Source organism: Bacillus cereus group sp. MG9, from assembly GCF_040459995.1.
Lineage (GTDB): Bacteria > Bacillota > Bacilli > Bacillales > Bacillaceae_G > Bacillus_A > Bacillus_A mycoides.
Genome location: NZ_JARVHC010000001.1, coordinates 1,010,126 through 1,024,008, shown reverse-complemented (window position 1 = coordinate 1,024,008; position 13,883 = coordinate 1,010,126). Strand labels below are relative to the sequence as shown.

Here is a 13,883-nt window from a genome sequence, read left to right as displayed (position 1 = left end):
CAAATCAGTTACTTTTAGTATAGCATACTACAACTCATTTTCTTTACGCTTACGTGTTAATTTTATAATCTCATTTTCTGTAAAATACGTTAATAAATGCGCATGGCATGTAAAGAAGATAACTTGTCTATCTTTCGCAATTTCTTTTATAAGTTCAATCGTTCGATTCGTCCTTACCGCGTCAAAATGTACGAAGCTATCATCAATAATAAATGGATAGTCATGCTCAAACGTTTTCGCTAGCGCAAATCGTAACGATAAATATAACTGCTCCGCTGTCGCTTGGCTTAGTTCATGACTGTAAAAACGCATACCATCGTTACGTTCGACAATGAAAGGTTCCGCTTCTGACGGTGAGAATATTTTACTATATCTTCCGCCTGTTAAATACACGAAATACTCTTCGGATTTTTGTAAAATACGCGGCAAATGCACTTCATGATAATATTGCTTCGTTTTCGTTAATACTGTCTTTGCGGCCGCATATGCAGCCCACTTCTTCACTTGTTCACGCACTTGCGCTTTTTTCATTTCCCACTCATGTAGTAAATCACCATACGTACTGCCTTCTTCTAAATTCGCAATTTCTATTCGATGCTTCGCAATACGCTCTGTCAGTTCTTTCTCCCCTGCCAGACAGTTTTGCGCGGCTGTAATTTCTTGCTTTAATTTTTCATCATAACCGTCAGCCTCATAATGCTCAGCTAATGACAAACTCGTTAAGCGCTGCTCTAACAAATCAATTTGAGGTAATAAACGCCCCACTTGCTTATCCGCGTCTTCACGTTTCTCTGCCAATTTTCCAGCTTCTAAAAACATCTCTTCATCTGTAGATTCTGCGATATGCCATAACCCATCTCGCTCTACTAGTAGTTGTTTTAATTGCTCTTGCATGAACTCATATTCTTCTTGCCATTCCGCCAGCTTCTCTTTCAGCTGCTTACAAGTTTGGCGCTTCTCTTTTTCATTTTGCATACGACTTTGCGCCTCATGCAAATTGCTATACTCCGTGCTACCGATAACAGTTTCTAGTTTATGCTCAAAGTGCGAAATCATTTCATACAATGAAGATTTCCGCTTACTTTGCTTCTCTAAATCACGATATAATTGTTGCATTTTTTCAATACGCTCAAACGCCGGCAATATGTGCGCATACGTATAAAATTCTGGGAACATATAACGCGTTTTATACGCATCTACTTGTTCTCCTATTTGGAACGTTTCTCTCTCCCATTCCTCATAAGATGAAACGACTTTATCATACGCTCGCTCCATTTGCTGCAACTTATACGACTCACGCTCAAATAGCTTACGAATCTCTTCATCTTTTTCTAACTGATAACGAACAGACATCGCTTCTTCACTTTGTCGTCCGCCAGCACTTTGCTGAAGAGTAAGAAGCTCTTCTTGTAATCCACCCGAAGGATCTTTATATAAAACGAGTGCTAAAACAATCCCTACAAAAACAATCACACTAATAAATAACAGCACGCGGTTATCTATAAATAGACTCGTGAATAAAACAAGCGTGTTAATAAGAAGTAACAGAAGACAAATTCTTTGCCACTGTTTTTTCTTTTGCATAGCCGCCCCTGTTTTTTCCTCATACTTGCGCTTCATTCTCTCTGCGCCCATTCCTAAAAATGCCGCATCCTGAAATGATTTTTCTCTCTCAACTAACGTATTTCGTTCTTCATCAGCTAACATTTGCTGGCTGATTTGTCTTATATTTTCTTCTTGCTCTTCTAATTGCTCCTGAGCCGTTTTGAAACGTTCATCAAGCTGCGTTTTTTGCGTTTCTAACTCTCTCGCTTTTTGCACCGTTTGTGTAATTAATTCTTTCGTCGCTAAACTTATATCAAATGAAAGAACAGTCTCTTGTTCAAAAGTAGCGCCAATTTGTTGCTGTAGTTCTGCGATTTCTTCTTTTATATTCGCAATACTTCCCGTCATATCACGCATTTCTTGGCGTGCATTTTCATAAGACATATGTTGCATACGAAGTTCTTCTACGTAACTTTCTTTTTGTAAAAATACTTCATCTATTTCTGTGGAATCAATTTCTGATTGCACTGTTTCTATCTTTTTTTGAAGCGAATCTACTTGTACTTGCAGCGGTTCTATCTTTGCCTTTACCGCCTCATAGCGCGCCATTCCGTTTACAGGAAACTGCCCGTTCTCGTTTTTCAACACTTTCTCGTGCGCACTCTTTTCAATAACGAGAGGCTCAAGCGCCACTAATATTTCATAATCTTGCTTTCGTCTTTCGGCTGACTCTTTTTCCGCACGAACAGAAGCAAGTTTCTCTTCACTTTCTTTTAACTGCTCGACCTGTTTTTCATACGTGCCAATCTTCCCTTGCCACTCTTTCATCTTTTCCTCAATTTTCTTCATCTCTTGCAGTGACACGTTAATTTCAGGATTACGACCACTCGGCTTAAAGCGCTGATTCATTTCTTTTTCTAATTTTTTATCTAACTGCAATAACGCATCGCTTCCGACTGCACTTGCCGAAAATAAATAATTACCGATATCCGCTTCGCCGAGCTGATGAATATTTTGCAAACCATGCATATCAAATGAAAAAACAGAATCAAATAAGCTTTCATTCACACCGCTTAATATATCGTTTAAAATATCTTCGCCGCCAGTTTTCCCGTCTTCAAAATAAACGGTCACCGCGCCTACTGCCGTCTTTGGCAATCGTTCAATTTTCAAACGACCGTACTTCTCTGTTTGTACAGTGACCGCTCCGCCGTACTTTCCGCCTTCTTTCGGCTCATAACGGCGCTGTCCTCTCGTCGGAAAACCGAATAAAATACTTTTCATAAACGAGCGAATTGTCGATTTTCCCGCTTCATTTTCACCGTACAACACCGTCAGCATTGACAGATCCATTTCCACATTTTCTAGTTTTCCATAGCCATAAATATGGAGTTTTTCAATTCTCATTTTTTATCCCTCTCTTGCTGGAATAATTGCTCTAAAATAATATTTTCCGCTTCCTTTTGAATCTCTTTCTTCTCTTCTTCCGTAAAAGCTTCAATGCTATTACGTGCTACAGGAGATGTCCAAATGGTGCGCAATACTCCGTCCATATTTGTGAAAGCTTCTAACTCTTTCAGCACACTACCGACGAAATGATTTTCTTCTTTCAAACGTTCAATTTCCGCAAAAGAAACCGTCTCATTTTTCCACTTCATCGCATACACAAAGTCTTTTCGCTCTTCGCCAGCTGCTAAAATATGAAAAATCTCTTCCACGCGCTTGTCTTCACGCAAATAAGGAGAAAGTGGCCCCTGCCCTGTAAATACGACAGTTAAAAGCGTGCCTTCCTCTTCTCTTCTGCATTCATTCATCGCACTTGACGCGCTCGTCATAAGATCATCAACAGTTTCAAGTCCATCGATACTAACTTCAATCTCATCCCACACAACATCCGCCGTATGGAAAAATGAACAATGCGTTCCTTGTTTCGTAAGTTCAATCAGGTACGCACCTTTCTCCCCTGTTTCCTTACGATGACGCCCTTGTATATTACCCGGATAAATAATGCACGGCTCTTCTGATAAAATTTCACGTTTATGTATATGACCAAGAGCCCAATAATCAAACTGCTTTTCTTTCAGCTCACGAATTTGAAACGGTGCATAACGATTATGTTCTGCATCCCCTTCCACACTTCCGTGAAGCATTCCAATATGGAAAGGCGCATCACTCATTTTCGTATACTGCGCTGTCATATTATCCGTTACCGCTTGCTGCAAATAACTAAAACCATAAATAGAAGCTACAAGCTCACCATTTTTATAAAATGACTTCTCTTCCACATAAGGCTCCGTAAACACGTGAACATTTTCCGGAAACTCAATCGCTGCCCAGCTTCCCCCTAAATGATCGTGGTTACCGTGAATAATAAAAACGGGAATATCGTACTGCGAAAGTCTCTTCATTTGCTCACGCACAAACACTTGCGCTCTCAAACTTCTCGTCTCCGCATCATACAAATCTCCGGCTAGTAATACGAAATCAACGCGCTCTTGAATCGCTTTATCAACAATACGCTCGAACGATTCAAACGTACTCTGCTTCATTCTCTCCCAAACAGACTGTGGTACATTCATTTCCATCCCTTTAAACGGACTATCCAAATGCAAATCAGCCGCATGTATAAACTTCACTTGTTTCACAAATAACGATCCTTTCTATAGTTCAAAAGTTTCATCTTATCCGCATGAACACAAACAATAAATGCTCAATTGTTGAAAACTAGTAATAAGCAGGAAATAAAAAATCCCCCACTGATTAAAGTTTCACTTTACCCCGTATTAACGGGCAGTAGGCAAAGAAGCCAATCTGAAAGTAAACTGCCCATAAATACCCGATTAGTTCAACTAATAACTAGTGGGGATGAAAAGACTCCCCACTAGTTAAAGTTTCACTTTATTGTAACACGCAATGTCATATATTTCTTTGCATATTCTATTGATTTATGCCAAAATAGTTATAAGATTCTGATTTTAATTATTGGAGGGAATTTTCATGGGAGTATACGTTCTAACAGTCTTTGAAAAAGATGGTTCAAAAGCATTAGACGAATCATTCGAGGCAGCAACTGAAAAAGAAGCGAAAGCAAAAGGTGAATCTATTTTACAAGAAAAAGGATTGTACGAAAAAACACATCGCTGCACATCTTCTGCAGGTAAGCTCGTTTTATTCCAGCGCTAAAAAAAAGAAGCGTCATCCGCTTCTTTTTCACTCTACTATATCTTCGTCACACCACGTAAACGCCACATCTAGAATACGATTACCGATACGTACGCGCTTATTCCATTTTCCTGTTTGGATCTGATGTTGCAATTCCGCTTTCATCTTTTCCGTCCAGTCGTGAATCGTGTCACTACGGTCGTACGGATATACGCCTGGAAACTCTTCCTGCAGAAGATGCAAGCTCTCTGCATCAAAATGAAAATGGAAGAAGTAGTTTGCTGTAAGCGATGGTTCTTGCAATCGTAAAAAGTAATCGTCAACTTGCTTTCTATTTCGATAGAAAGTAAAGATATTCACCTTACCGCTCGTAATTTGGTCAATTTGAATTTCGTGCTTCTCTATAATCACGTCTTGCCCACCTCGTTATATACTACCCTTAGTATATATGTCTTTTGCAACAAAGTTAACCATTTTCGCGCGAAATTCATTTCCTTCATTATATTACCCGTACCTCCAAGTACAATCAGGACAAATAAACAAAGTTGAAGGGGAGCGATCACATGTATTTCGGAAGCAAAGGTTGGTATGTAAAAGAACTTAAAAAATTAGGGATTCGTACTTACGAAGGTAAAAAACTAGAATCTTATCGTACACATATTTTATCTAGTTTACTTGAGAGAATGAAGAAAGCTTCGGCTTAATAGATGTAGGAAGCGACTACGGTTGCTTCCTTTTTATTTACTAAATAAAAAGGAAATCATCATACCTTAACTTTTTAACTTTACCGTTATACTTCCTTGATAGAAACCGCCCATTATCAACTGAATCTCTATTACCGAATACTCTTCCAGATAATCATTTGTATATATTTTAAATTCTCCATACTTATTAACCGGTCCGCTTCCAACATACATATCGCCACTCGTTATGACAATTGTTGAATGAGGTTCTGCACGGCCCAATACACAATTATCACCATGTTCCACAGAATCTATCGTTATTTTTTGATGCATATTATTAACTGAACCTATACAGTTCTTATTACACAAATTAACATCTCTTTCTTCAGCCCTCGATAGCGCTCGATTCCTACTAGTCTTTTCTGAAGAGAAAGCAACATTCCCCAGCCAACTAAACCTATCAAATGTAGTAATAGGTAGAAACATCTACGTTAACTCCCCCATTCTTCCAATACTTCCAATACTTCCATCTCATTTTTTATCAACTACGGTCTTTTAATGAACTTACAGCAATACGTTTTATGTTGGGGTAAAAGAAAACAGCTTTGGTCTTCCATTCAATTTCGCACTGTTAATTTGTACAGAACACATAGAATACTGTTTTTCACCCCAGATGTAATGACAACACCACACAAAAGAAACCACGATCCATTAAATGTAAATCCACCTTCAAATATATTAATAATAATTATGTTGCCAATTATTAAGAGAATCCATGAAATGGAATACTGTTTTCCATTTGTAATATATAAAATTTCATCCTCATAACAGACTGTAATTCCCCCACCTTGCCAAACACCAATAGCAAAAGAAAAAAGCGTAACTGCCAGTAGCTCTGCTTGTAAATCCCTAGTTATTGGTTGCGGCGCCGTATAAGTAATACTCCCTATCATCATGAGAAAAGTTATAATATCTATCCAGTTTATTTTTCTTTGTTTGCTTTGCAGCCAAATAAAGAAAATTAATACAGGAATTAAAAGCAAAGTTTCCATTTAATTATTCTTCTTCCTTTCCTACATTAGAAACGTCTATAATTGTAATGCAATTAGATTGTTCTTAAATCTCTCATACTTTCTGAAGCATAACATGAGAAAGAAATAAAAAAATCGTACAAAAGGGCAAGCCTATAATGTACGATTGGGCATATATAATGTTTTAAAAATGAATTAACTTCCTTTCAATAGATACAGCTACTGCTTCTGACCGTGAATTAACACCTAATTTATTGTATATATTTGTTAAATATGCTTTTACCGTTCGCTCAGCTATTCCCATATCAAATGCAATTTCTTTATTCTTATATCCGCGCGCAATAGCTTTCAGCACAAACAATTCTTTAACCGTTAAGTTATTTTCTGCAACCTTATCAGCATGTACTTCTTTCCTTTTATACTTCACTATCTTTTCCATAATATTTGGTTGTAGTAAAATCTCACCTCGAATAGCCGCTTCCAATGTTCGAAATAAATTCTCACGATCCGTATCTTTTAGCAAATATCCTTTTGCCCCTAACTCAATTCCCTTTAACATTAATTCATCTTCGTTATAAGTAGTTAATATAATAATCGGCGTATGGTTTTGTTTTTCATTCAAAGCCTCAATTGTTTCTAAACCACTCATTTTAGGCATATTCAAATCCATTAAAATGACATCAGGTTTCTTCTTTTCTATGAAAGAAAGGGCTTCTTCTCCGTTTGCAGCCTCACCTATAATTTGAAATGAATCACTCGTTTCTATTATTAATTTCAGACCTTCTCTTACAACGAAATGATCATCTACAATTAATACGTTATGCTTCATGGCTATCTCCTTCTTTATTTATAGGCACTTGAATATACACTTTCGTACCTTTCATCTTTTCACTCAATATATGTATTTCTCCCTTAATCAATCGAACACGCTCATTTAGACCAATTAAACCATAATGTCCAGGATTCTTACCAATATATCTAGTGTCAAAACCAATTCCATTATCTTCAACTTCAATAGTAAGTTTTTCAAGATCATCGATATATTCAACATTTAAATTTACATCTGCTGCCTGTGAATGTTTTGCGATATTCGTTAAACATTCACTAATTACATATAAACAGTGCTCTTTTACTACGCTTGAAATATACGGTGGACTTTGAATAGTAAGTCTCACATGTATAGACGTAGCTTCAGAAAAACGTTGAACCTCTTCTTTTACTGCTCCATTAAATGAATTAGTAGTATGACGCAAATCATCAATAACCAACCTTGCATCATGTAAAGTTTGTCTCGCTCTTATCATAGTTTGTTTCATAATCTCTTGAGATCGTCCTGTATTCCCTTTTTGCATATGGGCATCTATCGCTTCCAATTGCATAATTAAGCTTGCTAAACCTTGCGCTAACGTATCATGTAAATCTCTTGCCATACGCTGCCTTTCATTAGCTAATGTCAATTCTTCCACTCTCATATATGCAGACTCTAACTCTTGAATATAGCTCTGTATACGATTACGTGCATCAAATTGCTGCTTATTAATATAAGAAAAAGGAATAATAATTGCTAACACTAAAAGAAACATAGAGATAAGAATAGCTAATTTATTCACACCATAATTGATACTAATTGCAGCACAAAATATTGCATACATAAGAGTAAAAACTGCCATTACTTTAAATATATTGTTATAAACATATAAACTTTGGGCGATTAAAATAGGAGTTAATCCAACAAAAATCGCTATCGAAGCATTTGTTGCAATAAACGCAGCCAAAAACACAATGAAAAGTTGTACAAAAAAGAAGTACAACAATTGCCTATTTTTTAATGAACTCGCATACCAATGAAAAATAGTATGAATAACAATGACTATTGTAAAGAAAAAACTATCCATAGAGAAAATATTATTACGAAATTCTAAAAGTACTGAAGCTATATATACGAGTGTAATCCATAAAATAATAAACCTTCTTGGAATAAATACCACTTCCAATACATTTGTATCCAAATCTATATTTAAACTTATTTTTTTCATATCTGACCTCCACCATTACATTATACAAGATGCAACTTACATTTTGATAAAGTGAAGGCTTTTACATACAGCCCGACTCCCACAAATAGCGGGATAAGTCACTTATTCCTCTTCATCCTCATTACCAAATACAAATATGAAATATTGTATATCGAAATGCATTGATGTTTATGTAAGATTATTATTCAGCAATCCATACAATGCTACATAATTAATGTATATTTTAAAAGTTTGCACAATCAAAATCTCCTCAAAGTATAAACGACGACTTTCTGTTCCCTTTTATTTAGTGCTAATGAAATAATCATTTAAACCAAAAATGCTATAATAAACCCAATCAAACTAAGGGGGAACAACTATCTTGCACGGAAAATACATTCAATTTCATGAGTTTGGTAACCCAAAAGATGTATTACAAGTTGAATCTAAAAATATAGAACCATTAAAAGATAATGAAGTTTTAGTTCGTATGTTAGTTAGACCGATTAATCCATCTGACTTAATTCCCGTAACCGGAGCGTATGCACATAGAATGCCTTTACCTAACATCCCTGGTTATGAAGGTGTTGGTATTGTAGAAGATGTAGGCGCGGGCGTTACTAGAGATCTTATCGGTAAACGTGTTTTACCGTTACGCGGAGATGGTACTTGGCAAGAGTTCGTTACAACATCAGCTGAATTTGTAGTCCCTATTCCTGATTCCATTGATGATTTTACAGCGGCACAAATGTATATTAATCCCCTTACGGCATGGGTTACATGTACAGAAACACTAAATTTAAAACAGGATGATGTTCTATTAGTGAATGCTTGCGGATCCGCTATTGGTCATCTTTTTGCTCAGTTATCACAAATTTTAAACTTCCGATTAATTGCTGTTACGAGAAATAATAAACATACAGAGGAATTACTTCAGCTCGGTGCCGAATATGTAATTGATACTTCCACTGCCCCGCTTTATGAAACCGTTATGGAGTTAACAAACGGGCTTGGTGCAGATGCTGCGATTGATTCTATCGGAGGGCCGGATGGAAATGAATTAGCTTTCTCCTTACGTCCAAACGGGCGCTTTTTAACGATCGGCCTTCTATCAGGAATACAAGTTAACTGGGCAGAGATTGTCACGAAAGCAAAAGTGCACGCGAACATATTTCATTTACGACATTGGAATAAAGAAGTATCACCATATAAATGGCAAGAAACGTTTCGTCACTTAATTCGCTTAGTGGAAAACAAGCAATTACGTTTTATGACGGTACATTCTACATATGACTTAGCGGATGTGAAAACAGCGGTTGATGTCGTGCAGTCTGCTGAGAAAACGAAAGGGAAAGTGTTTTTGACGGGTTATTAACTACAATTGAAGGAGTCTTTTTGATTGGTCATTTAAATAGACTAGATAGTACGTTCAGGAATGGCTAATTGTAAGTATCTGGTATAATTCTATTAAAAAGGGAAAGGAGACTCTAATATGTGGTTACTTACGGCAATTGCGCCTGTTGTAATAGTCGGGGGAATTGTAGTATATGTGATTGAAAGGCTTAAACATAAATATAACAACGGTAACTTAGGTAAGAAAAAATCAAAAAAAGCTCAAGTTTTATTAGATAATTTCATACCAATGGGAATGCTTTTAGGGTGTTTAATCGGTATAATTGTCGACATATTTTTCCCGAATTATTCACTGCTTACAATTGGTTTAGGAGCTGGAATAGGCTATTTATTTGGATTTTTCGCCTATGAATTTTATAGCAAGACAGGAAATAACTTTTCATAATCCAAAAAGAATAATCAGGACAGTACATAGTAGTCATATACAATATGTACTGCCCTTTATTTTTGTATCAAAGCTATCACCTTACCTTTCACATCCTATACACCTTTTTTATTGATTTTCCTCTCCCCCCCTTTTTGCATATCCGCTTTTTTATTTTCATTGGATCTATACCCAAAGTAAAGTAGCGCACATGTAATAACTGAACCTACAATGTATCCTAAAAAGCACCCTAACCAAAACATATTGTAACCGCCTCGATTTCTTTATAAATTTTATGTAATAAAACTCTTAAAATGCTCAATCGTTTTTCCCATAAACTATACACCCTCTGAAGTGTTCTCGGTCCCTCCATTTTTATTACAAATTGGAAATCCTCCTTAACTGTCTCTAAAGTTATTCATACCATTAATTCTCTCTTTACCTCAAATAACAATTTTATTATTTGTCATAAAGTTAACACTTTCGTTAAGCATATATAAAGATTGCTATATTTCTTACTTTTCTCTTTGAAAACAATATATACTACATTTGAAATAAGCGGGTGCGTCTGCTTATTATCTAAATTCCCATGCAATACCCTTTATGGAGTGCTAAGAGAAATCCTAGCCTTTTTCCATGTTTGACGAAAGTTTCCCCACTTTAAATATATGTATATGATAGTTTCTTTTCAATTTTATCCCTTAAGCAGTCATATAGTTTAAGCGCGCTAGTACATCAACTCTTCTTCATTTTAACTTTAGTCATGAAACAAAAAAATCCCCTCAAAGCATAAGCTTCAAGGGGTGAGCCTGTTTTTTATTTAATTATATACGTACAGCTGTACCACTTACAGCAACCATTAACATTCCATCACGAACAACTTCATAATCTACGTCAATACCAACGATAGCGTTCGCACCTTTTTGTTTTGCAAGTTCTTTCATTTCATCCATTGCGATATCACGAGCTTCTTTTAGCTTGCTTTCGTAAGAACCAGCACGACCACCGACAACATCACGAACGGAAGCGAATAAGTCGCGGACAATATTTGCACCCATAATAGCTTCACCATTTACAATATCGATATACTCAATAATTTCTTTACCTTGAATTCCAGACGTTGTTGTTACAATCATGACTGACACTCTCCTAATAACTTATAGTTTTTTGATTAGCTTTCTTATGTCTTTATTATGACATGGAAAAAGTATCTAATCTATTGAATTACCTTACATGAATGTGACAATTTTGTAAGAATGAAATATTATTCTACCTTTTCCTTACAATAACTACCTTAGTTAACAGAATATTGTTATAATTAAATTAGAGGAGGAGATAAAATGAAAAAAATCACTTACATATGTGCTCTAAGTATTCTATCTTTCACTTTAATAGGCTGTACAAGCACTTCTACTACAAACAATACTCCAAAAACTAAGCAAGAAAATACGAAAAATACCATTCAATTAAACTCTGCAGACATTACCAACATTGAGATGCTTAGAACAACAAGTAATACTAGTTCCAAATCTCAAACAGATAACGAGGAAATGATAAAATCTATCGTTTCGGCAGTTCAAAGCGGAACTCCTAAAGCAATCACATTAGATCAAAAAAAGAGAGAATCTGCACATTCTACTATTACCGTTACATATAAAGATGACGCAAAAGAAGAGTTTCTTGTATGGGTTGATAATAAGGAGAAAATTACGATTGCTAAAGATGAGAAGAAAGATAAAGTAGAAGCTGTGACGGTGAATATTAAAGGCGCTAAGATAATGAAGGATTTTTTTAAAAATGATAAAACATAAAAGAATCCCCATCAACTTAAGGATTCAAAATTAGCACAAAATTTTGTTCAGAAACACTATAAAATTTCAGCCTAATAGGTCAGTGGCAAGACCGTATATTATTAAACTTAAAATGTTTCAAATCGAAGGAAGACACCTTATAAGGTGTCTTTTCTTCATGAAAAAATCCCCGTGCTAAACAAAAAATAAAATAAGCTGCCCATATGGACAGCACATTTACATAATTATTATTATTGGAAGTGAAAAGCATCAATTCAAATCCAGTTATCATTGTTCTAATGTCACTAATGTTGATTTGGTTACATTAGAACTCAATATGTTATATGGTCGTTTGTCTTTTAGCGAACTAAAATCATAATTTGATTTGGTCCTGTGCGCTTCATTACTCGATATCCTTCACTTGACGCAGTTGCGATACCTTCACTATTAGGTTTACAATATTTCTTTGGCTGACATGTTCCATCATCTCGAACCAGAAGTTTTCCAACAAGACCAACAGGTACCCATTCAGGTCTTTGCAAACGTGGGATATACTCTTGTGAGGAGTCCCATTCAGGATTTAATATAGGTTCGATTTTTGTAAAGGAGGGGTGAATCACTTTTCCATCGTCATCTTTTTTTTCTGGTACAATAACTTCATGATATTGAGTTCTTCCCCATTCATCTTTTACGAAGAGATTATGCCAACGCAAATCACTTGAATCCGCAATCATTGCTGGAGTTGCACTCACTACCCCTAGAATATAATCATCATCTGCATTCGCCTTTCGTATTTTGTCACCATCTCCACCTAAAGTTACAAAGTATCCAACATCAATTGAGTTTCCATCAACGGTTTCAAACATTTCTGCATAATCCGCAGCAGCAGGAGATAATACAACACCGTCAAGGTAAAGATTTCCTGTTGCTCCTTCAATTACAGCGGAATTTAATGATGGTCCAATACCAACACCATTTGCTAAATGCCACGAAAAAGGGAATCGTGTAGTTCCATCGTGTCCCATAATATGAGAACCTGGATGAATTATATTTACAATGGTATTTAGACCTTCAGCGTGGGAAAAAAGTCCATTTGCTGTTGTGCTAAACCCTTCGGCATGGGAGGTAGTTGCACTTGCTATTGTGCCACTTCCTTCGGCATGGGAGGCACTTCCGCTTGCTGTTGTGCCAACTCCTTCGGCATGGGAGAAATCTCCACTTGCTATTGTGCCTCTTCCTTCGGCATGGGAGAAATCTCCACTTGCTGTTGTGCCACTTCCTTCGGCATGGGAGGCACTTCCGCTTGCTGTTGTGGTATCTCCTTCGGCATGGGAGGCAAATCCATTTGCAACAGTACTATTTCCTTCTGCCACAGAACATCCGTTATCGGGGTCAGTTCTAATACAGCTTGTTGCTGTTGATCCTGTTGGCCCCGTTTCTCCTGTTGGTCCTGTTAATCCTGTTGGTCCCGTTTCTCCTGTTGATCCTATTGGTCCTGTTAATCCTGTTGGCCCCGTTTCTCCTGTTGATCCTATTGGTCCTGTTAATCCTGTTGGCCCCGTTTCTCCTGTTGATCCTATTGGTCCTGTTAATCCTGTTGGCCCCGTTTCTCCTGTTGATCCTATTGGTCCTGCTGGCCCCGTTTCTCCTGTTGATCCTGTTGGTCCTGTTGGTCCTGTTGGTCCTGTTGGCCCCGTTTCTCCTGTTGGTCCCGTTACTCCTGTTGATCCTGTTGGTCCTGTTGGCCCCGTTTCTCCTGTTGGTCCCGTTACTCCTGTTGGTCCTGTTGATCCTGTTGGTCCTGTTGGAAATGTAAAAGAAGGAATTGGTGGTAATGTAGGACCAATTAAATTTGGATTTAATGCAGCACCACTCAAAAA

The 13,883-nt window shown here is 36.8% G+C and carries 14 protein-coding genes; 5 read left to right on the top strand and 9 right to left on the bottom strand.

All coding sequences use genetic code 11. The annotated features are described in order from the left end of the window. Positions 1 to 27 precede the first annotated feature (27 nt). Both QCI77_RS05185 and QCI77_RS05180 read right to left on the bottom strand, forming a co-directional pair. Entirely contained in the window at positions 28 to 2,952 is a 2,925-nt protein-coding gene (locus tag QCI77_RS05185; RefSeq protein WP_353824615.1) for an ATP-binding protein, read from the bottom strand. After that, positions 2,949 to 4,190 (bottom strand): metallophosphoesterase family protein, encoded by a 1,242-nt coding sequence (locus QCI77_RS05180; RefSeq protein WP_353824614.1) that lies wholly within the window; start codon positions 4,188 to 4,190, stop codon positions 2,949 to 2,951. The genes QCI77_RS05185 and QCI77_RS05180 overlap by 4 nt, the downstream gene beginning before the upstream one ends. Positions 4,191 to 4,542: 352 nt before the next feature. On the opposite strand from QCI77_RS05180, the gene QCI77_RS05175 reads away from it, so the two are divergent. Next, on the top strand, positions 4,543 to 4,728 hold the full coding sequence (locus tag QCI77_RS05175) for a YhzD family protein (protein WP_000539551.1): 186 nt from the start codon (positions 4,543 to 4,545) through the stop codon (positions 4,726 to 4,728). A 27-nt stretch (positions 4,729 to 4,755) separates the two neighbouring features. Here the strand turns inward: QCI77_RS05175 and QCI77_RS05170 are convergent, their stop codons facing one another. Next, positions 4,756 to 5,118 (bottom strand): hypothetical protein, encoded by a 363-nt coding sequence (locus QCI77_RS05170; protein ID WP_199663524.1) that lies wholly within the window; start codon positions 5,116 to 5,118, stop codon positions 4,756 to 4,758. A gap of 152 nt (positions 5,119 to 5,270) precedes the next feature. Here QCI77_RS05170 and QCI77_RS05165 point away from each other — a divergent pair, with 152 nt between their 5' ends. Next, on the top strand, positions 5,271 to 5,411 hold the full coding sequence (locus QCI77_RS05165; protein ID WP_000273535.1) for a YflJ family protein: 141 nt from the start codon (positions 5,271 to 5,273) through the stop codon (positions 5,409 to 5,411). A gap of 66 nt (positions 5,412 to 5,477) precedes the next feature. Here the strand turns inward: QCI77_RS05165 and QCI77_RS05160 are convergent, their stop codons facing one another. From QCI77_RS05160 to QCI77_RS05145, 4 genes are all read right to left on the bottom strand, one after another. Further along, positions 5,478 to 5,876: an Ig-like domain-containing protein gene (locus QCI77_RS05160; RefSeq protein ID WP_353824613.1), complete on the bottom strand. Its 399-nt coding sequence runs from the start codon at positions 5,874 to 5,876 to the stop codon at positions 5,478 to 5,480. A gap of 131 nt (positions 5,877 to 6,007) precedes the next feature. Next, positions 6,008 to 6,442, bottom strand: coding sequence for a hypothetical protein (locus QCI77_RS05155; RefSeq protein WP_002011089.1), 435 nt, complete (start codon positions 6,440 to 6,442; stop codon positions 6,008 to 6,010). A 163-nt stretch (positions 6,443 to 6,605) separates the two neighbouring features. Beyond that, on the bottom strand, positions 6,606 to 7,250 hold the full coding sequence (locus tag QCI77_RS05150; protein WP_002087211.1) for a response regulator: 645 nt from the start codon (positions 7,248 to 7,250) through the stop codon (positions 6,606 to 6,608). Then, positions 7,240 to 8,457 (bottom strand): sensor histidine kinase, encoded by a 1,218-nt coding sequence (locus QCI77_RS05145; RefSeq protein ID WP_002188594.1) that lies wholly within the window; start codon positions 8,455 to 8,457, stop codon positions 7,240 to 7,242. Before QCI77_RS05145 ends, QCI77_RS05150 begins: the two co-directional genes overlap by 11 nt. Before the next feature lie 361 nt (positions 8,458 to 8,818). Here QCI77_RS05145 and QCI77_RS05140 point away from each other — a divergent pair, with 361 nt between their 5' ends. Beyond that, on the top strand, positions 8,819 to 9,811 hold the full coding sequence (locus QCI77_RS05140; protein ID WP_353824612.1) for a zinc-dependent alcohol dehydrogenase family protein: 993 nt from the start codon (positions 8,819 to 8,821) through the stop codon (positions 9,809 to 9,811). A gap of 117 nt (positions 9,812 to 9,928) precedes the next feature. Then, positions 9,929 to 10,234, top strand: coding sequence for a hypothetical protein (locus tag QCI77_RS05135; protein ID WP_353824611.1), 306 nt, complete (start codon positions 9,929 to 9,931; stop codon positions 10,232 to 10,234). A gap of 803 nt (positions 10,235 to 11,037) precedes the next feature. Here the strand turns inward: QCI77_RS05135 and QCI77_RS05130 are convergent. After that, positions 11,038 to 11,349, bottom strand: a complete 312-nt coding sequence (locus QCI77_RS05130) for a YbjQ family protein (RefSeq protein ID WP_000637510.1) — start codon at positions 11,347 to 11,349, stop codon at positions 11,038 to 11,040. A 204-nt stretch (positions 11,350 to 11,553) separates the two neighbouring features. Between QCI77_RS05130 and QCI77_RS05125 the strand changes: the two genes are divergently transcribed. Continuing rightward, the gene (locus QCI77_RS05125) at positions 11,554 to 12,024 is read left to right on the top strand and encodes a hypothetical protein (protein ID WP_353824610.1); all 471 of its coding nucleotides are present in this window, start codon (positions 11,554 to 11,556) and stop codon (positions 12,022 to 12,024) included. A gap of 338 nt (positions 12,025 to 12,362) precedes the next feature. On the opposite strand, the gene QCI77_RS05120 is transcribed toward QCI77_RS05125, so the two are convergent. Beyond that, positions 12,363 to 13,880, bottom strand: a complete 1,518-nt coding sequence (locus QCI77_RS05120; RefSeq protein WP_353824609.1) for a peptidase G2 autoproteolytic cleavage domain-containing protein — start codon at positions 13,878 to 13,880, stop codon at positions 12,363 to 12,365. Positions 13,881 to 13,883: the final 3 nt, after the last annotated feature.